At 73.0% G+C, this 15,876-nt stretch carries 19 protein-coding genes; 12 read left to right on the top strand and 7 right to left on the bottom strand.

Annotated features, from left to right (window positions below):
- Positions 1–45 precede the first annotated feature (45 nt).
- Both ABT294_RS44870 and ABT294_RS44865 read left to right on the top strand, forming a co-directional pair.
- Positions 46–684 carry a TetR/AcrR family transcriptional regulator gene (locus ABT294_RS44870; RefSeq protein ID WP_350812612.1) on the top strand — a complete coding sequence of 213 codons (639 nt, stop codon included), beginning with the start codon at positions 46–48 and terminating at the stop codon, positions 682–684.
- A 2-nt stretch (positions 685–686) separates the two neighbouring features.
- Positions 687–983 carry a DUF6204 family protein gene (locus tag ABT294_RS44865; protein ID WP_350812611.1) on the top strand — a complete coding sequence of 99 codons (297 nt, stop codon included), beginning with the start codon at positions 687–689 and terminating at the stop codon, positions 981–983.
- A gap of 106 nt (positions 984–1,089) precedes the next feature.
- Here ABT294_RS44865 and ABT294_RS44860 read toward each other — a convergent pair whose 3' ends face one another.
- On the bottom strand, positions 1,090–2,145 hold the full coding sequence (locus ABT294_RS44860) for an AF_0692 family protein (protein WP_350812610.1): 1,056 nt from the start codon (positions 2,143–2,145) through the stop codon (positions 1,090–1,092).
- A gap of 236 nt (positions 2,146–2,381) precedes the next feature.
- Between ABT294_RS44860 and ABT294_RS44855 the strand changes: the two genes are divergently transcribed.
- From ABT294_RS44855 to ABT294_RS44835, 5 genes are all read left to right on the top strand, one after another.
- Positions 2,382–2,723: a DUF6247 family protein gene (locus ABT294_RS44855; RefSeq protein ID WP_350812609.1), complete on the top strand. Its 342-nt coding sequence runs from the start codon at positions 2,382–2,384 to the stop codon at positions 2,721–2,723.
- The gene (locus tag ABT294_RS44850) at positions 2,720–2,968 is read left to right on the top strand and encodes a hypothetical protein (protein ID WP_350812608.1); all 249 of its coding nucleotides are present in this window, start codon (positions 2,720–2,722) and stop codon (positions 2,966–2,968) included. The genes ABT294_RS44855 and ABT294_RS44850 overlap by 4 nt, the downstream gene beginning before the upstream one ends.
- Positions 2,969–3,166: 198 nt before the next feature.
- A complete protein-coding gene (locus tag ABT294_RS44845) occupies positions 3,167–4,237 on the top strand; it encodes an NAD(P)/FAD-dependent oxidoreductase (protein ID WP_350812607.1) in 1,071 nt (356 codons plus the stop codon).
- 175 nt (positions 4,238–4,412) lie between these two features.
- On the top strand, positions 4,413–5,606 hold the full coding sequence (locus tag ABT294_RS44840; RefSeq protein WP_350812606.1) for a sensor histidine kinase: 1,194 nt from the start codon (positions 4,413–4,415) through the stop codon (positions 5,604–5,606).
- Positions 5,594–6,271: a response regulator transcription factor gene (locus ABT294_RS44835; protein ID WP_350812605.1), complete on the top strand. Its 678-nt coding sequence runs from the start codon at positions 5,594–5,596 to the stop codon at positions 6,269–6,271. The genes ABT294_RS44840 and ABT294_RS44835 overlap by 13 nt, the downstream gene beginning before the upstream one ends.
- 33 nt (positions 6,272–6,304) lie before the next feature.
- Here the strand turns inward: ABT294_RS44835 and ABT294_RS44830 are convergent, their stop codons facing one another.
- Both ABT294_RS44830 and ABT294_RS44825 read right to left on the bottom strand, forming a co-directional pair.
- Positions 6,305–7,084 (bottom strand): methylenetetrahydrofolate reductase, encoded by a 780-nt coding sequence (locus tag ABT294_RS44830; RefSeq protein ID WP_350812604.1) that lies wholly within the window; start codon positions 7,082–7,084, stop codon positions 6,305–6,307.
- 57 nt (positions 7,085–7,141) lie between these two features.
- Entirely contained in the window at positions 7,142–7,555 is a 414-nt protein-coding gene (locus tag ABT294_RS44825) for a hypothetical protein (protein ID WP_350812603.1), read from the bottom strand.
- Between the two features lie 150 nt (positions 7,556–7,705).
- On the opposite strand from ABT294_RS44825, the gene ABT294_RS44820 reads away from it, so the two are divergent.
- Positions 7,706–9,139: a DHA2 family efflux MFS transporter permease subunit gene (locus ABT294_RS44820; RefSeq protein WP_350812602.1), complete on the top strand. Its 1,434-nt coding sequence runs from the start codon at positions 7,706–7,708 to the stop codon at positions 9,137–9,139.
- 25 nt (positions 9,140–9,164) lie between these two features.
- Here the strand turns inward: ABT294_RS44820 and ABT294_RS44815 are convergent, their stop codons facing one another.
- A complete protein-coding gene (locus ABT294_RS44815) occupies positions 9,165–10,250 on the bottom strand; it encodes a TetR/AcrR family transcriptional regulator (RefSeq protein WP_350812601.1) in 1,086 nt (361 codons plus the stop codon).
- A gap of 100 nt (positions 10,251–10,350) precedes the next feature.
- Here ABT294_RS44815 and ABT294_RS44810 point away from each other — a divergent pair, with 100 nt between their 5' ends.
- Both ABT294_RS44810 and clpX read left to right on the top strand, forming a co-directional pair.
- Positions 10,351–11,538 (top strand): cytochrome P450 family protein, encoded by a 1,188-nt coding sequence (locus tag ABT294_RS44810; RefSeq protein ID WP_350812600.1) that lies wholly within the window; start codon positions 10,351–10,353, stop codon positions 11,536–11,538.
- 65 nt (positions 11,539–11,603) lie between these two features.
- The gene (clpX, locus tag ABT294_RS44805) at positions 11,604–12,884 is read left to right on the top strand and encodes an ATP-dependent Clp protease ATP-binding subunit ClpX (RefSeq protein ID WP_350812599.1); all 1,281 of its coding nucleotides are present in this window, start codon (positions 11,604–11,606) and stop codon (positions 12,882–12,884) included.
- 150 nt (positions 12,885–13,034) lie between these two features.
- Here clpX and ABT294_RS44800 read toward each other — a convergent pair whose 3' ends face one another.
- Positions 13,035–13,427: a cupin domain-containing protein gene (locus ABT294_RS44800; RefSeq protein ID WP_350812598.1), complete on the bottom strand. Its 393-nt coding sequence runs from the start codon at positions 13,425–13,427 to the stop codon at positions 13,035–13,037.
- Positions 13,428–13,479: 52 nt separating this feature from the next.
- Here ABT294_RS44800 and ABT294_RS44795 point away from each other — a divergent pair, with 52 nt between their 5' ends.
- Positions 13,480–14,463 carry a helix-turn-helix domain-containing protein gene (locus ABT294_RS44795; protein WP_350812597.1) on the top strand — a complete coding sequence of 328 codons (984 nt, stop codon included), beginning with the start codon at positions 13,480–13,482 and terminating at the stop codon, positions 14,461–14,463.
- A 278-nt stretch (positions 14,464–14,741) separates the two neighbouring features.
- Here the strand turns inward: ABT294_RS44795 and ABT294_RS44790 are convergent, their stop codons facing one another.
- Together ABT294_RS44790 and ABT294_RS44785 are read right to left on the bottom strand one after the other, a co-directional pair.
- The gene (locus ABT294_RS44790; RefSeq protein ID WP_350812596.1) at positions 14,742–15,044 is read right to left on the bottom strand and encodes a DUF952 domain-containing protein; all 303 of its coding nucleotides are present in this window, start codon (positions 15,042–15,044) and stop codon (positions 14,742–14,744) included.
- Positions 15,041–15,595: a GNAT family N-acetyltransferase gene (locus ABT294_RS44785; RefSeq protein WP_350812595.1), complete on the bottom strand. Its 555-nt coding sequence runs from the start codon at positions 15,593–15,595 to the stop codon at positions 15,041–15,043. Before ABT294_RS44785 ends, ABT294_RS44790 begins: the two co-directional genes overlap by 4 nt.
- Before the next feature lie 98 nt (positions 15,596–15,693).
- Here ABT294_RS44785 and ABT294_RS44780 point away from each other — a divergent pair, with 98 nt between their 5' ends.
- Positions 15,694–15,837 carry a hypothetical protein gene (locus tag ABT294_RS44780; RefSeq protein ID WP_350812594.1) on the top strand — a complete coding sequence of 48 codons (144 nt, stop codon included), beginning with the start codon at positions 15,694–15,696 and terminating at the stop codon, positions 15,835–15,837.
- The last annotated feature ends 39 nt before the right edge of the window (positions 15,838–15,876 follow it).

The following is a 15,876-nucleotide window of genomic DNA, read 5'->3' as shown; positions in this document are numbered from 1 at the left end:
ACTTGCAATCGACTTAATGTTTGCAGTGCGGTTAGACTTCTGGCCATGACAGAGGGGCTGCGGGAACGCAAGAAGCGGCAGACGCGCCAGCGCATCTCCGAGGTGGCCACCGGCCTGTTCGTGGAGCGCGGCTTCGACCACGTCACCATCGCCGAGGTCGCCGCGGCGGCGGAGGTGTCGGTCAACACGCTCTACAACTACTTCGAAGCCAAGGAGGACCTCGTCCTGCCGCCGGACGAGGCCTCCCCTCAGCGGCTCGCCGACATCGTGCGCGCCCGCCCGCCCGGTATGCCCGCCGCGCGGGCGGTGCTGGAGCACCTGCGCGAGGAGGCGCGCCGCCGCGACCGCAGGCTCGGGCTGACCGAAGGGTTCGGCCGCTTCCTGGAGATGATGCGGGCCGCCCCCACGCTGACCGCCCGGCTGGAAGAGCTCAGCTACCAGATGACCGACGCGCTCGCCGCCACGCTCGCCGAGGAGACCGGCGCCGCGCCGGGCGACCCGCTGCCCCGCGTGGTGGCCTGGCAACTCGGCTCGCTGCACTCCCTGGTGCTGCAGGAGATCGGCCGGCGCACCTCGGCGGGCCAGCGCTCCGACGCGATCGCCGAGGCCGTGCTGGAACTGCTCGACGCCGTCGAGGACATGCTCGGCGAGCGCATGCTCACCTACGCCATACGAAAGGACTGACCGTGTTCCGAGTGATGATCTGGGGCAAGTTCGACGGATTGGACGACGCCGGGCGCGCCGCCGTCCAGGTCGCCGGCGGTGCCGCGTTCACCGAGGAGGGAACCTTCACCCACGACGGGAGCTTCTCGGCGTTCACCTTCCGCTGCCAGGCGCCCGCCGGCCCCGACGACGGCGAGCCCGAGGCCACCCGTAAGGCCGTCGCGGCGCTGGAGGCGCACGGCCACGCCTACCACCTCCTGCGGGTCGCGGTCACGGACATGCGGCAGATCAAGATCCGCCAGAAGGGCCGGCGCCGGTGAGCCGCTCCACGCCTGGCCCGTATCGCGGGACGCCTTCCCGAAGCTCCACCGGGCCGGCGGCCGTCAGAGCTCGCGCGCGTGCCCGGCCAGGCGGAGCCGACGGCTGTCAGAGCCTGTGTGCGTGGCCGGCTGGGCGGAGTCGGCGGCCGAGCAGTGCCAGCGCAGCGGCCATGACCACGCCGAGGGCGGCCAGGCCGGCCCGGTCGGCGACGGTCTCGGCGTTGGCGACCAGCCCGAACGCGGTGTGCGCCAGCAGGGCGCCCGCGGCCAGGGCGAGGCTGTGCCGGTCGCTCCACCCGTCCGCGGACGTCCAGCGGCGTACCAGCCAGAACGCGGCCGCCGCGAGCGCCGCCGCGGCCAGCATCGGCACGGCCACCCAGCCGCCGTGCGTGAAGGCGGACTGGGTGGACCCGCCGAACGGGAACAGCAGCGCGAGATAGCCGAAACCGGCCACGCCGCCGAGGGCGCCCACGATCCACAGGCGAGGCGCGGCTCGTCCCGATGCGAGCCGTTCCCGCGCGGCCTGCTCCCGCGCAGCCTGTTCCGGCGTCGCTGGACGCAGCCGCGGCGTCAGCGCCAGCGCCGTCACCGCGAGCAGCGCGACGGCCACCGAGCAGCCCGCCACCACCGCGGGCGGCGCCTGGTAACCGGGGTCGATGAACGCCGTCACACTCGACCGCACCAGCACCCCGCCCAGCCCGAACACCGCGCCGGCGACCACCAGCCCGGTTCTGCCCAGGTAGGGCCGCTGCCGCAGCCCCGGGAAGAGCAGATCGGCCAGCAGGATCGGCAACGTCACGCTGAAAACCGCGTGATAGGGGATGTTGAGCTCGGTGTAGGCGCTGTTCAGGCCGAGAATCCTGGGCGCCCAGCCCGCCGCGCCGTACAGGGTCGGGCTGCTGAGCGCCTGCAGCACCAGGCCCTCCTCGACGATGCCGTAGGCGGCACCGAGCAGCAGGATCGCCGGCCAGCCCCGGCCACGTCGGCGTACCAGCTCGCGGATCAGCACGGTGCCCGCGCCGTAGATCGGCACCCACACCAGCATCAGCCAGACCTGGCTGAGCGGCGGGTTGCCCAGCGTCAGCTCGGCGACGACCGGAGTGATCACCGCGAGCAGCAACGCGGCCCACCGGCCGCGCGCCTTGGAGTCGGTTGTCGTCATGGGCCCACGGTCGCGCGGGGACGCGATCCGCCGCTGCTGCCGGAAGACCAGTCCGTGACAACCTCCGTCACCTTCGACCGCGACGACGGTTGGCGCCGGCAGTCTCCTCGGTGGCGGCGGCGCGGACCCCGCCGACCGCCCCCGGTGGAGACGGTGAAGGCGCGGACCCTGCCGACCGCCCCCGGTGGCAGTACGCTGAAACCGCACACGCCAGGCGATCAGACAGGAGGCCCCCCGTGTCAGCTCAGCCCGCCGAGCCGCACGGCGTCGGGTACGACCCCGACGACATCCTGGGCCGCCTGCCCGAGCGTCACCACGAGCAGTTCATGAACGACTACCGCGCCGCGATGGTCGCGGCCGCGCACGAAACGTGGCGCTACCGCGAGCTTCAGCAGGTCTTGAAGCGCTGGCACCTGCGCGCGGTGATGTACTCCCGCCCAGGTCACGACCGGCGCGCCGAAGAGGCCCGTACCGGTGCCGGCGGCCCGTGGGCCCCGGCCGAGGACGTCGCCACGCCCCTTCCCGGCATGACACTCGCCGACGCCATGACCCGGCGCGCCGGAGGCCAGGCCGGGTGAACTATCGCGTGATCTTCCACGCGAGCGGATCGGCCCAGATCCCCGGACTTCCCGAAGCGGCCTTCCTCACGCTCGTCGAGGCCTTGGCCAAGGTGGGCGAGGACCCCTGGAAGAACTCCGGCACCGGACAGCGGGACGATCTGAACTACCGCGAGGTGATGTTCGGCGACTACGGCCTCGCCGCCTTCTACGTCGACCGGCCTCGCCGTACCGTGGCGGTCTACGAGATCGTCTGGGCGGGTTGACCGTCAGTTCGACGCCCACGAGGCCTGACGTCCCCATGGTGTCGGTCGTCATCGCCGGGGAGGCCCTTCTCGCGCTTTCGGCCGCAAACCCGCAGGGGTCAGATCATTTGCTGGTTCGGCAAGGAATCTTGCCGAACCGTCTCGTCCCGGCCGATGCTGCCCGCCGGAAGCGAGTACCCGAACAGTGAGGCATACGGCATGACCGAGCAGCAGCAACGGCGATTCAGTTCGGCCGGCACGTCCGACGACGGGGAGCAGCGGTATGACGTCGTGGTGATCGGAGGAGGCGCCGCGGGGCTGAGCGCGGCGCTCACCCTGGGGCGTGCGCGGCGCTCGGCGCTGGTCGTCGACTCCGGGCAGCCGCGCAACGCCCCGGCGGCAGGAGTGCACAACTACCTGGGCGGCGAGGGCAGACCCCCTGGAGAGCTGCTCGCCATGGGCCGCCGCGAGATGGCCGGGTACGGCGGTCACCTCGTCGAAGGCGCCGTGGTGGCGGCTCGGCGCCTGGCTGACGGCGACTTCCGGGTAGACCTCGAGGGCGGCCGTTCGGCGCGCGGCCGGCGTCTGCTGGTGGCCACCGGGCTGGCCGACGAGCTGCCCGGGATCGCCGGGCTGGCCGAACGGTGGGGGCGCGAGGTGCTGCACTGCCCGTACTGCCACGGCTGGGAGGTACGCGACCAGGCGATCGGTGTGCTGGCCACCGGGCCGGCGGGCGTGGAGCAGGCGCTGCTGTGGCGGCAGTGGAGCGTGGACGTGACCCTGTTCCTCCACACCGGGCCGGAGCCGGGCGAGGACGCCCGCGAGCAGCTGGCCGCCCGCGAGGTCGCGGTGGTCGACGGTGCGGTCCGAGCCCTTCGGGTGGACGGGGACCGGTTGACCGGCGTCGTCCTCGCCGGCGGGCGCACCGTCCCCGTCCGCGCCCTGGTGGCGGCCCCGCAGGTCACTGCGCGCACTGCCGCCCTGTCCGGTCTGGGGCTGGCGGCGAGCGAGTTCGAGATGAACGGACACGTGATCGGCACCTACGTTCCCACCGACGCGGCCGGTGCCACGGCGGTGCCCGGCGTGTGGGCGGCGGGCAACGTCGCCAACCCCGCGGAGACCGTCATCGGGTCCGCCAACGCCGGTATGCGCGCGGCGGCGGCGATCAACGCCGACCTGGTCGCCGAGGAGACCCGGCAAGCCGTGGCCGGCCGTCGCGCCCCGTCCTCCGCCGCCATGGAGCACGAGGACGGCAACCGGGTCCTCGACGATCGCCGGCCCGGAGTGTGACCTGCCCCAGCCCACCGGTCTGCGCGGCCCCGGTCCTGGGACGCCCCGGTCCTGGGACGCCCCGGACTCCAGGCACGCCAGGGTCTGGATTCCGGAGGCGTGGCAACTTTGGTCGGTCGCGGTGGCGACCAGGGTTGCTGCCGGGTGACGCGCCGGCCGGGTACGCTCTGCGGCTATGTTCCTGGCCAGCGCGGAGGACCTGCGTCCCGGGCCGATGCGGTCGCGGCGGGACCGGATGGTGGCGGCGGGCGGTTTCACCTGCGCGCTCGTGGCAGCGGTCGCCGTCGTCGGGGGCGATCTCACCGCGAGCGTCCCGCCGCCGGGCTGGTACCTGGTCGCCGACGTGGTCGGTGGCGCTCTGGCGTGCGCGGCGCTGTGGCTGTGCCGCAGGTGGCCGGCCACCGCGGCCTTGGCGATCATCGTGCTGTCGGTGCCCGCCGCGTCGGCCTCGGTGGCGGCCGGGATCGCCACGCTGATCACGGCCCTTTACCGGCGGCCGGCCGTGGCGATCGCCGTGGGCGCGGCGGACGTGGCCGCGACGCTGGCCAGGTTCGCCTGGCGGCCTCCCGGCCTGGCCCCGTATCCGGTCTGGGCGCTGGTCGGGGTGCTGTTCGGCGGGGCGCTGACCGGTTGGGGCATGCTGGCGCGCACCCGCCGTCACCTGGTGCTGACGCTGGCCGAGCGCGCCCGCCGCGCCGAGGCCGACCAGCGGCAGCGCGCCGAGCAGGCCCGCCATGCCGAGCGGCTGGCCATCGCCCGCGAGATGCACGACGTGCTCGCGCACCGGCTGTCGCTGCTGGCGCTGCACGCCGGCGCGCTGGAGTTCAACGCGCGGGCCGACCCGGCCGAGGTCGCCGAGGCCGCACAGGTGATCAGGTCGAGCGCGCACCTGGCCTTGCAGGAGCTGCGCGCCGTCATCTCGGTGCTCCGCGAGGCGCCGGTGCTGCACGGCGGCGATCTGACATCTCTCGTGCGGGAGTGCCGGCGGGCCGGGATGCGCGTCGAACTGGACGATCACGGCGTGCGGCTCTCCGCCCTGCCGGACGCCACCGCCCGCGCCGCCTTCCGCATCGTCCAGGAGGGCCTGACGAACGCGCGCAAGCACGCCCCGGGCAGCCCGGTCACCGTGGGGCTGTCCGGGACGTCCGGCGCCGGCCTGACGATCGAGGTCCGCAACCCGCTTCCCGCCACGTTCGCACCCGGCACGGACCTGTCAGGGATGGGCGGGCCGGAAGCAGGCGCGCAAGCGGCAGGGGCGGGGCTGGTCGGGCTGGCCGAGCGGGCCGCGCTGGCGGGCGGGCGGCTGGAGCACGGCGGCGCGGCCGGCGAGGACTTCCTGCTGGCCGTGTGGCTACCATGGCCCTCGTGAGCGAGCCGCGCATGCCGATCCGCGTGCTGATCGCCGACGACGACGCCCTCGTGCGCGCGGGCCTGACGCTGATGCTCAAGGGCGCGGCCGACCTCCAGGTGGTCGCCGGGGTGGCCGACGGTGGCGACGTCCCGGCGGCGATCGACGCCCACGGCCCCGACGTGGTGCTCATGGACATCCGCATGTCCGGTCTGGACGGCATCGAGGCCACCCGCCGGCTCCGCCTGCGTCCCGATCCGCCCGAGGTCATCATTCTGACCACCTTCGACGCCGACGACCATGTCTTCCGGGCGCTGCGCGCCGGAGCGAGCGGCTTCCTCCTCAAGGACACCCCGCCGGAGGGCATCGTGGACGCCGTCCGCCGGGTCGTGGCCGGGGAGCCCATCCTGTCGCCCAGCGTCACCCGGCGGCTGATCGCTCACCTGCTTCCCGAGGAGGACGACCGCCGCCGCGCCGACGCCCGGCGGGTGCTCGCCCGGCTCAGCGAGCGCGAGCGCGAGGTCGCCCTGGCGGTCGGCCAGGGCAAGGCCAACGCGGTCATCGCCGCGGAGCTGCACATGAGCGTCGGGACGGTCAAGGGTTACATCTCGCGCATCCTCACCAAGGCGTCGCTCGACAACCGCGTCCAGCTGGCCCTCGTCGTCCACGACGCCCAGCCGGACTGACAGGCCGGCCGGTCCGCCCCGGGCCGCAACGGTTCACCAGGCGTGTTCGAGACGGGCCGCGACCTGCCGGTACCGGCTGACCGGCACCAGGTGCACGCCGTCGAAGGCGCCGCTGTCGCGGATGGCCAGGACCTGCTCGCACGCCGCCTCCACCCCGGCGTCGCGCTCACGCTCCACCCGTTCGACCAGGTGATCGGGGATGTCGATGTCGGGGATGGCGGCCGCCAGATTGCGGGCCATGCCCGCGCTGGCCAGCACCATCACCCCGGCGTAGACGGGGACGTCCAGGCTGACGCTCTCGCGCCAGCGAAGCAGCGCCTCCATCGAGTAGCTGACCTGGACGAACACGAAGTCCGCCGCGCGCTTCCAGGCGGGCACCGGACGCAGCCCGGACGTGACCCCGACCTGGAAGGACGGGCTGCCGGCGAAGGCCGGGTCACCGGCCGTGCCGCGCGCTTCTTCGATCATGCTTCGCACCGTCAGCTCGCTGGTGCGTCCGCCCGCGGTGGGTTTGTCGCCGTAGACGAACAGGAACCGTTCCACCCCGTAGGCGGCGGCCGTCAGCAGGTCCCTGCGCAGCCCGAGCAGGTTGCGGTCGCGCGAGTTCAGGCACGCGATGCCGCGGGCGCCCATCGCCTGCACCTCGTGCGCGACCGCCACGCTCGACACGGTCGCCCGCCCGATGTGGTTGTCGGGGATGAGGAAGGAGTCGGCCACCGGGCTCAGCACGCCGATCTGGTGGCGTACCCGCGTCAGGTCGGGACGGGTGGGCGGCTCGATCTCGCAGACCAGCTCGAAACGGTGATCAGGCATGCCGTGACCCTACCGGCACGCGATCGAGCCATCCTGGAGTCGCCCCCGCACGACCCTTCAGGAGCAGCCCGTAAGGATCAGCGCGATGGTCAGGACGATGGAGACGATCGACGTCCACCCTCCCGCGCACAGCGCCGCCGCCAGCGCGAACGGAACCGCGCTGAGCAGCGACGACACCAGGGACGAACCCACCGCCCACCCCAGTTTGGACAGGGCCGACGCCCCGGCGGCCCAGCCGATCACGCCGAGAACCAGGACCGCGGCCGCCCACAGCACACTGCCACCGTGGGTCGCCGTCATCGGCGAACCGCGCGCTGTCACGCGCGCCACCGCGTACAGGACGGCGATCCCGGCGGGTGCGGCGAAGACCAGGACGATCGGGCCCAGTCCGAGGATGAAGACGAGGACGACGTAGATGCAGGGACCGATGAACGAGCCCGCGATCCCCGCCCCGGCTATCTGGCCGGCCATCCACGGCCAGTTCCGGCCCGATGGCTTCGACCTCCACCTGGCGGCTGACACCGACCATCGCATCGCACGATCGTAGCGCTTGCTTGGTAACAAACCGGAGTACTTTACCGACGAGTTCAACTATATAAACCAGTACGTTATGTTGAACCCATGAGTTCAATGAAGCCGGACGACCGGCTGGATCCCCGACTGCTCGGGATGATCGGCGTGGTCCTGCTCGGCGGGCTGCTGGGCATCCTCAACAGCACGATGGCCGCCGTCGCCACCGACACCCTGGCCGCGGCGTTCGACACCTCGCTCAGCACGGTCGGCTGGGCCTCCACCGGCTTCCTGCTGGCCGTCACCGCCACCATCCCCTTCACCACCTGGGCGGTCGACAGATTCGGCGGCAGGCGGCTGTGGCTGGCCGGCCTGGCGCTGTTCGTCGCGGGCTCCCTCGCCGCCGGGCTGGCCTGGAACGTCGGCAGCCTGATCGCCTTCCGCACCCTGCAGGGCGCCGGCGCCGGAATCCTCGACCCGCTCGTGCTGATCCTGCTGGCCCGCGCCGCCGGGCCGGAGCGCGCCGGACGCGTCATGGGACTGATGGGCGTGGTGCTGTCCCTGGGGCCGGTGCTGGGGCCGATCGCGGGCGGAGCCGTCCTCAACGGCCTGTCGTGGCGCTGGATGTTCCTGCTCAGCGTGCCCGTCGGCCTGATCGCCTACCTGTCCGCCCTGCGCGTGGTGCCCGCCGGCCCCCCAGCCGGGCGCGAGCCGCGGGCACGGCTGGACGTCCTGGGGCTGGCCCTGCTCGCGCCCGGTTTCGCCGCGCTGATCCTGGCCCTGTCACAGACAGCCGAGCAAGGGACGTTCACCGCCTTTCAGGCGCTTGTTCCGCTGGCCGGAGGCGTCGTGCTGCTCATCGGCTACGCCGTCCGCGCGCTCGGTTCCCGGCGCACGCCGCCGCTGATCGATGTGCGGCTGTTCGCCGGCCGAGGGTTCACCGCGAGCGTCACCATCATGGGGCTGGGCGGCCTGGCCAACTTCGCGACCCTGTTCGCGCTGCCGCTGTACTACCAGCAGGCGCACGGGCACGGCGTGCTCGCCGCCGGCCTGCTGATGGCGCCGGCGGGCCTGGGCGGCGCGATCGCCATGCCCGTGGCGGGACGGCTGTCGGACCGGCTCGGCGCCCGCGGCCTGGCCGTCGGCGGCGCGGTCCTGGCCGGGCTCAGCGCACTGGCCTTCACCTGGATCGGAGCCGAAACCCCCGAGCAGTGGCCCGCGCTGGCGGCGTTGACCATCGGCCTGGGCATGGGCTGTTTCAGCGCACCGACGATGGGGTCGCTCTACCGCACGCTGCCGCCCCCCATGGTGGCGCAGGGCAGCTCCGTGCTCTACATGCTCAACCAGCTCGGCGCGGCGCTCGGCGTCGCCCTGGTCACCCTCGTCCTGCAGACCTCCGGCGATCCGATCGCCGGCTTCCACGGCGTCTTCTGGCTCGTCGTCGCCGTGATCGCGGTCGTTCTCGCCGCCGTCCCGTTGCTGCCAGGACGCCACCAGGCGCCGGCCGTCCACCACGAACCCGTCATGTCCGGGGAGGCGTCCTGATGCAGAAGACCATCGTGATCACCGCCTACGCCTGGCGTCTGACCGGCGCGCTCTGGCTGGACGCGGCCGCGTGGCAGGCGCCGTAGCCGTCGGCGCGGGCGACGATCCGCCGGCCTTCGACGCGGACGGCGGTCTCGGTCTCGTCGCTGACGGCTGGAACGCCGGCCGCGGCGGCGAGCACGCCCGGCTCGTCGCAGACCACCTGCAGCTGCGGGAAGGCCGCCGGCGGGAAGGCCTGGCGCAGGAAGGCGCGCAGTTCGGCGAGCAGCAGCCGGGTCAGCGGCGCCAGCTCGTCGGGCGCGCTGGTGACCAGGACGGCGGTGACGGCGGCGCCGGGGGGCGAGGCGCGCACCGCTTCCTCCACGGCGCCCAGCCGGTGCAGCCCGAGGATCGCGACCACGCCGTCGCCGATGAGCCGCGCGGGCTCGCCGCGGACGGCGTCGAGCGCGGGCGGCGGCGACCACGGCTCGGCGGCGGGTCGCGCCCGGGGGACGTGCGGCAGGTGCGCGGGCTGCCACACGTCGCCGAGGTCGAGTTCGGCCAGCTGCTCGCAGGCCCTGACGACGTTGAAGGGTTCGAGGAAGCCGGGCGCGGCGGCGGCCAGCCGGCTCGCGCCGTGCAGGGTCGTCAGCGCGGTCTCGGCGACCCGTACCAGGCGGCCGCCGGGGCTCAGCCGCTCAAGGGCCAGGCCGAGCAGGATCGCCTGGAGCTTGGTCAGCTGCGCGAAGGGCCGCCGGGTGCGTTCGTCGGCGAGGACCTCCGGCATCAGGTCCACGCCGAGCCGGGCCGGGCCGTACTGCTGGTCGGTGGCCAGGGGCAGCCGGGCGACCCAGGCGCGGGCGAACGCGCCGAGCGCCTGGCGGGCGGTGCGGCCCGGCTCCGGGTGCGGCGGGTCGGCGGCGCGCTCGGCGTCCTGGGCCAGGACGGCGAAGTACAGGGCGCGTTTGCCGGGGAAGTTGGAGTAGACCGCGCCGCGGGTGAGTTCGGCGCGGTCGGCGATGTCGTCGATCCTGGCGTCGCGAAAGCCTCGCGTGGTGAACTCGTCCCTGGCCGCGGCCAGCACCTTGGCGCGGTTGCGCTCCTGGGTCTGCGCCCTGGTGAGCCGGGCCATCGTCCTCCTCGCCGCGTTGCCGTCGGTCCCGATACAAGATACCGTCGCCATTCACATGATTAGAGCATCTGGTTTCAACATTTGAAGTGGGAGAGGCGCGATGGACACCGTCCCCGAGATCGACCTGACCAGCCCCGAGCTGCTGCACGACCCCTTCGCCGTCTACGGGCGCGCCCGTGAGCAGGCGCCGCTGGCGCGGCTGCGGGCCCCCGGCTTCTCGATGTGGGCCGTGACGCGCCACGAGGACGCGCGGGCGATGCTGAGCGACCCGCGCTTCGAGCTCAACGCGGCCAGCTTCATGATGCGGCCCGACGTCCCCGACGACTGCCAGGCCTACATGCGCACCATGCAGGAGATGGAGGGGCCCGAGCACATGCGGCTGCGCAGGCTGGTCTCGCCCGCCTTCACCGCGCGGCGTGCCGCCGAGTTCCGGCCGCGGATCGAGCCGATCGTGGACGCCCTGCTCGACGAGCTGCCCGGCCATGTCGAGGACGGCGCGGTTGACCTGCTGGCGCACTTCGCCCGGCCGCTGCCCATCGAGGTGATCTGCGAGCTGGTCGGCATCCCCGCCTCCGACCGGCCCCGCTGGCGCGAGTACGGCGCGGCCGTCGCGGCGGGCCACGGCCAGGCCCTCGCCGACGCCATCCCGGGCATCGTGGCCGGCGCCAGGGCGGCCGTCGCGCGCCGCACGGACGAGCCCGGCGACGACCTGCTCTCCGGCCTCATCCGCGTCCAGGCGGAAGACGGCGACCGGCTCAGCGACACCGAGATGGTCACCCTCGTCTGGAACCTCGTCCTGGCCGGGCAGACGCCGACGAACCTCGTCGCCAACGCCGTGCAGACCCTGCTCGCCCACCCCGGGCAGCTCGCCGTCCTGCGCGAGCGGCCGGGCCTGATGCCGCGCGCCGTGGAGGAGCTGATGCGCTGGTGCGGGCCGCAACTGCTGACCATCCCCCGCTACCCGCGCGAGGACGTCGAGATCGGCGGCGTGCCGATCCCCAAGGGTGAGGCCGTCACGGCCGCGATCGGCTCGGCCAACCGCGACCCGCGCGTGTTCGCCGACCCCGACCGGCTCGACGTCGGCCGCGCTCCGGGGCCGGCGGGGCACCTCGGCTTCGCGCACGGGCCGCACTTCTGCCCCGGCGCCTCGCTGGCCCGCGTGCAGACCGAGGTGGCGCTCACGGCGCTGCTGAGCCGCTTCCCCGCCCTGAAGCCCGCCTCCGGGGATGCGGCACGCATCCCCGACCCGGGCACCTGGCGCCTGGCCGCGCTGCCCGTCACCCTCTGACAGCCGGACCCGACCCCATCGCGCCGCCGAGCGGCCCGAGCAACCCTTGAAGGAGACGTTTCCGAGTGGCACGCACCGGTGGCGCGAACCAGCTGACGTGCACGTTCTGCGGCAAGAGCCAGGCGCAGGTCAACAAGCTCATCGCCGGACCCGGCCGCATCTGCATCTGCGACGAGTGCGTCGGCCTGTGCAACGAGCTCATCGAGGAGGAACGCGGCGCATCCGCCGCGGAGGAGAAGCGGGAGCTGCCCAGGCCGCGCCAGATGCATGAGTTCCTCGAGCAGTACGTCGTCGGGCAGGAACGCGCCAAGAAGGCGCTGTCGGTGGCGGTCTACAACCACTACAAGCGCGTCCGGTACGGCAGGGCGCGGCACCCGGCGCAGGAGGAGGCGGTCGAGCTCGGCACGTCCAACATCCTGCTGATCGGCCCGACAGGCTCCGGCAAGACCTACCTGGCCCAGACCCTGGCCCGGATGCTCGACGTCCCGTTCGCCATCGCCGACGCCACCACCCTCACCGAGGCCGGCTACGTCGGCGAGGACGTCGAGAACATCCTGCTCAAGCTGATCCAGGCGGCCGACTACGACGTCGCCAAGGCCGAGAGCGGCATCGTCTACATCGACGAGATCGACAAGATCGCCCGAAAGGGTGAGAACCCGTCGATCACCCGCGACGTCTCCGGCGAGGGGGTCCAGCAGGCGCTGCTGAAGATCCTGGAGGGCACGACCGCCAGCGTGGCGCCGCAGGGCGGCCGCAAGCACCCGCAGCAGGAGTTCATCCAGATCGACACCACCAACGTGCTGTTCGTCGTCGGCGGGGCGTTCGCCGGCCTGGAGCAGATCGTCGAGCAGCGCATCGGCCACAGGGGCGCCGGTTTCGGCGCCACCATCGGCACCGGCCAGGACGAGGAGGACGTCCTGGCCCACGCCATGCCGGAGGACCTGCTGAAGTTCGGGCTGATCCCGGAGTTCGTCGGCCGCCTGCCGGTGGTGGCGAGCCTGCGGCCGCTGGACCGCCGGGCGCTGACGCGCATCCTCACCGAGCCGCGCAACGCGCTCGTCAGGCAGTACCAGAGGCTCTTCGAGCTCGACGGCGTCGGGCTGGAGTTCACCGACGACGCGATCGACGCGATCGCCGAACTGGCGCTGCTGCGCCGCACCGGCGCCCGAGCGGCCCGCGCCATCGTCGAGGAGGTCCTGCTCAACGTGATGTACGAGGTTCCCAGCCGCGACGACGTGGCCCGCGTGGTGGTCGACCGCGCCAGCGTGCTCGACAACGTCAACCCGACGCTGGTGCCGCGCGAGCTGCCCGGCCGCGCGCGGCAGCGCCGCGACAGGTCCGCCTGACGCGGGCAGGGGAATCGCCGCCGGAGCCGACATCACCACGTCGCCGGCGGCGAACGTGCCGACCGGTCGCGAACCTGCTCGGCTGCGATTCCCCTGCCCGGCTCGCGATCCGTTCACGGCCCTGATGGAGCGCCGCCTCGCGGACGGCGCTCAGGTGAGGGCGTGCCCGGTGGTGGCGTCGACGTGGCCCGGGACCTCGTCGTGGCGGTCGCCCACGCTCAGGGTGCCGGTCGGCTCGAACATGAGGATCGAGGCCCCGGCGGCGGACGACGGTTTGTGCTCGACGCCGCGCGGGACGACATGAACCGAGCCGGCGGGCAGGGTGACCACCCGTTCCCCGGCGGCCTCCCGCAGGGCGATGGTCAGCTCGCCGGACAGGACCAGGAAGAACTCGTCGGTGTGGTCGTGGGCGTGCCAGACATGCTCGCCGGCGACCTTGGCGACGCGGACGTCGTAGTCGTTGACGCGGGCCAGGATCCGGGGGCTCCACAGCTCGGAGAAGGTGGCCAGCGCGGAGTCGATGTCGATCGGGTTCTCGTTCACCCTGCCATGGTCGCCGTTCGCGGCCGGGCACCGCGAGTGCTAGGAATTGCATATGTCGCGTGAATCCTCGCACCGGGTCGTCGCGATCGTCGACGAGGGGTCCAACCTGTTCGAGCTGGGAGTCGCCACCGAGCTGTTCGGGCTGCGCCGCCCCGAGCTGGGCCGGCCGTGGTACGACTTCACGCTGTGCTCCCCCACGTCAGGCGTGCGGATGCACCGCGGCATCTTCACGATGGCGGGCATCGCCGGGCTCGACGCCGTCGACGACGCCGACACGGTGATCGTGCCCAACCGGCCCGATCCCGAGGTCGAACCGGCCCCGGAGGTGCTCGAGGCCGTACGGCGGGCCGCCGGGCGCGGCGCCCGGCTGGTCAGCTTCTGCACCGGCACGTTCACCCTGGCCGCCGCCGGAGTGCTGGACGGCCGCCGCGCCACCACGCACTGGCGGTGGGCGGAACTGTTCGCCGCCCGCCACCCGGCGGTCCGCCTCGAACCCGACGTGCTGTTCGTGGACGACGGTGACGTGCTCACCGCCGCGGGCAGCGCGGCGGCGCTCGACCTCGGACTGCACCTGATCCGCCTCGACCACGGCGCCGAGGTGGCGAACGCCGTCAGCCGCCGCCTGGTCTTCGCCGCGCACCGGGACGGCGGCCAGCGCCAGTTCATCGAACGGCCGATACCCGCGATCCCCGACGCGTCCCTGTCACCCGTGCTCGCCTGGGCCCAGGAGCGGCTGCACGAGCCGCTGACCGTGGCCGACCTGGCGGCACGCACAGCGGCCAGCCCGGCGACGCTGCACCGCCGCTTCCGCGCCGAGCTCGGCACCACACCGCTGGCGTGGCTGACCGCCGAGCGGGTCGCGCACGCCTGCCGGCTGATCGAGCGTGGAGAGGTCCGGCTCGACGCGGTGGCCCGGGCCAGCGGGCTCGGCACCGCCTCCAACCTGCGGACCCAGATGCTGCGGCGTACCGGCCTGACCCCCTCCGCCTACCGTCGCCGGTTCGGACCGGCGCCGCTAACCGCCCGGCCGGTCTGACCGGCACGGGCGACAGGCCGGAAGCCCACCCCCGCCGCGAGATCACGCAATGAAAGATCGCCATCAAGGCACGGTCTTACATCAGGACTTACGCATCAGAGGACAAAATCGCTCCCGGCGCCCGCTCCAGGAAGTGCGCGAAATCCTCCCCGTTGAAGGGGTAGGGCGCGTGGAAGAGAGCGGCGTTCAGGTGACGCGCGCCGGCCAGCGCGTGTTCCGGTGAGTTCGTCGCGGCTGGTCGGCGGGGTCACCGTCGACAGGCGTCCCGGGACCCCGTGCTAGCGGAACTCCCCGTACGGGGTGACCGCGATGACCGAGGTGAGCGGCAGCGGCCCGTACAGGTGGGGGAAGCCGCCCTCGACGCGCACGTCCAGGCCGGCGGGGTCGATGCGCAGGACGACGAGCGGCTCGGTGACGTGGCAGTAGAAGTCGGCGTGCACGGTGTGCAACTGGTCGGCGTCGCGGCTGCAGTGGATGAAGCCGACCTGGTCGACGGTGTGGCCGAGGGTGGAGACCCGGTACTCCCCCGTCGGCTGGGCGGCGGCCCAGTCGGCGGCCACGGCCAGATGCAGGATGCTCACGGGGTCCACTCGGACTCGAGCATGGCGTAGACGACCTCGGAGGCCCATTCGCCCTTGACCCGCTCGCTGTCGACGAGGTGCGCCTCGCGGCGCATGCCGAGCTTCTCCAGGACGCGGGCGGAGGCGCCGTTGCGGGCGTCGAGCCGGCCGACGACGCGGTGCAGGGCGAGCCCCTCGAAGCCGAGGCGGAGCATCTCGCGGGCGGCTTCGGGGGCGTAGCCGTGGCCGTGGTGGGCGGGGTTCAGGACGTAGCCGATCTCACCCTGACGGTGCTCCTTGCTGGTCCAGATGAGGAGGCAGTTCCCGATCAGCTCGCCGCTGTCGCGCAGGGTGATGGCCACGTCGATGGCGTCACCCTCGTCGAGCAGCGCGACCCTGGTGATCTTCTTGTCGAGGAAGGTGCGTACCGTCTCGAGGTCGCGGGCCTCCCAGTACAGGTAGCGGGCGACCTCGGGCAGCGACTCGTAGGCGTGCAGCGCGGGCAGGTCCTCGGGGGTGAAGGGGCGCAGGACCAGCCGGTCGGTGGCGATCGGAAAGTGGGGCTTGAGCACGCACGCAGTGTAGAGAACCGTCATTCCGGACGCGAGGCGTTTTTCGCCGATACCTTCGGCCAGGCCCTGGCGACCGGGAGGCTGTGCACCCTGGCCGAATGGCCGGAGCCGGCGGCGGCTTCGCGTTGGTGCTCGCTCCGGGGGACGGGTTGTGCGTGAGCTCGGCCTGGTGGAGACCGAAGTACCTGAAGGCGGCTCGGCGCGGCGTCGGCATCACCATGGGGGGCCTGCGCGCCTTGTGACCCCCTCCGGGGGCGTGGTGTCGGCGGAATCGCTTGAAA

It is taken from the genome of Nonomuraea sp. NPDC000554 (assembly GCF_040300065.1).
Lineage (GTDB): Bacteria > Actinomycetota > Actinomycetes > Streptosporangiales > Streptosporangiaceae > Nonomuraea.
Note: the sequence above shows the minus strand (reverse complement) of the source record. Positions and strands in the feature narration are given on the sequence as shown.

Excerpts from the sequence above, each read along its gene's own strand:
- ABT294_RS44830 (WP_350812604.1), bottom strand. The coding sequence starts at position 7,084 with ATGCCTGATCACCGTTTCGAGCTGGTCTGCGAGATCGAGCCGCCCACC.
- ABT294_RS44820 (WP_350812602.1), top strand. The coding sequence starts at position 7,706 with ATGAGTTCAATGAAGCCGGACGACCGGCTGGATCCCCGACTGCTCGGG.
- ABT294_RS44815 (WP_350812601.1), bottom strand. The coding sequence starts at position 10,250 with ATGGCCCGGCTCACCAGGGCGCAGACCCAGGAGCGCAACCGCGCCAAG.
- ABT294_RS44825 (WP_350812603.1), bottom strand. The coding sequence starts at position 7,555 with ATGGCCGGCCAGATAGCCGGGGCGGGGATCGCGGGCTCGTTCATCGGT.
- ABT294_RS44810 (WP_350812600.1), top strand. The coding sequence starts at position 10,351 with ATGGACACCGTCCCCGAGATCGACCTGACCAGCCCCGAGCTGCTGCAC.
- ABT294_RS44860 (WP_350812610.1), bottom strand. The coding sequence starts at position 2,145 with ATGACGACAACCGACTCCAAGGCGCGCGGCCGGTGGGCCGCGTTGCTG.
- ABT294_RS44840 (WP_350812606.1), top strand. The coding sequence starts at position 4,413 with ATGTTCCTGGCCAGCGCGGAGGACCTGCGTCCCGGGCCGATGCGGTCG.
- ABT294_RS44870 (WP_350812612.1), top strand. The coding sequence starts at position 46 with ATGACAGAGGGGCTGCGGGAACGCAAGAAGCGGCAGACGCGCCAGCGC.
- ABT294_RS44835 (WP_350812605.1), top strand. The coding sequence starts at position 5,594 with ATGGCCCTCGTGAGCGAGCCGCGCATGCCGATCCGCGTGCTGATCGCC.
- ABT294_RS44795 (WP_350812597.1), top strand. The coding sequence starts at position 13,480 with ATGTCGCGTGAATCCTCGCACCGGGTCGTCGCGATCGTCGACGAGGGG.
- ABT294_RS44845 (WP_350812607.1), top strand. The coding sequence starts at position 3,167 with ATGACCGAGCAGCAGCAACGGCGATTCAGTTCGGCCGGCACGTCCGAC.
- ABT294_RS44780 (WP_350812594.1), top strand. The coding sequence starts at position 15,694 with ATGGCCGGAGCCGGCGGCGGCTTCGCGTTGGTGCTCGCTCCGGGGGAC.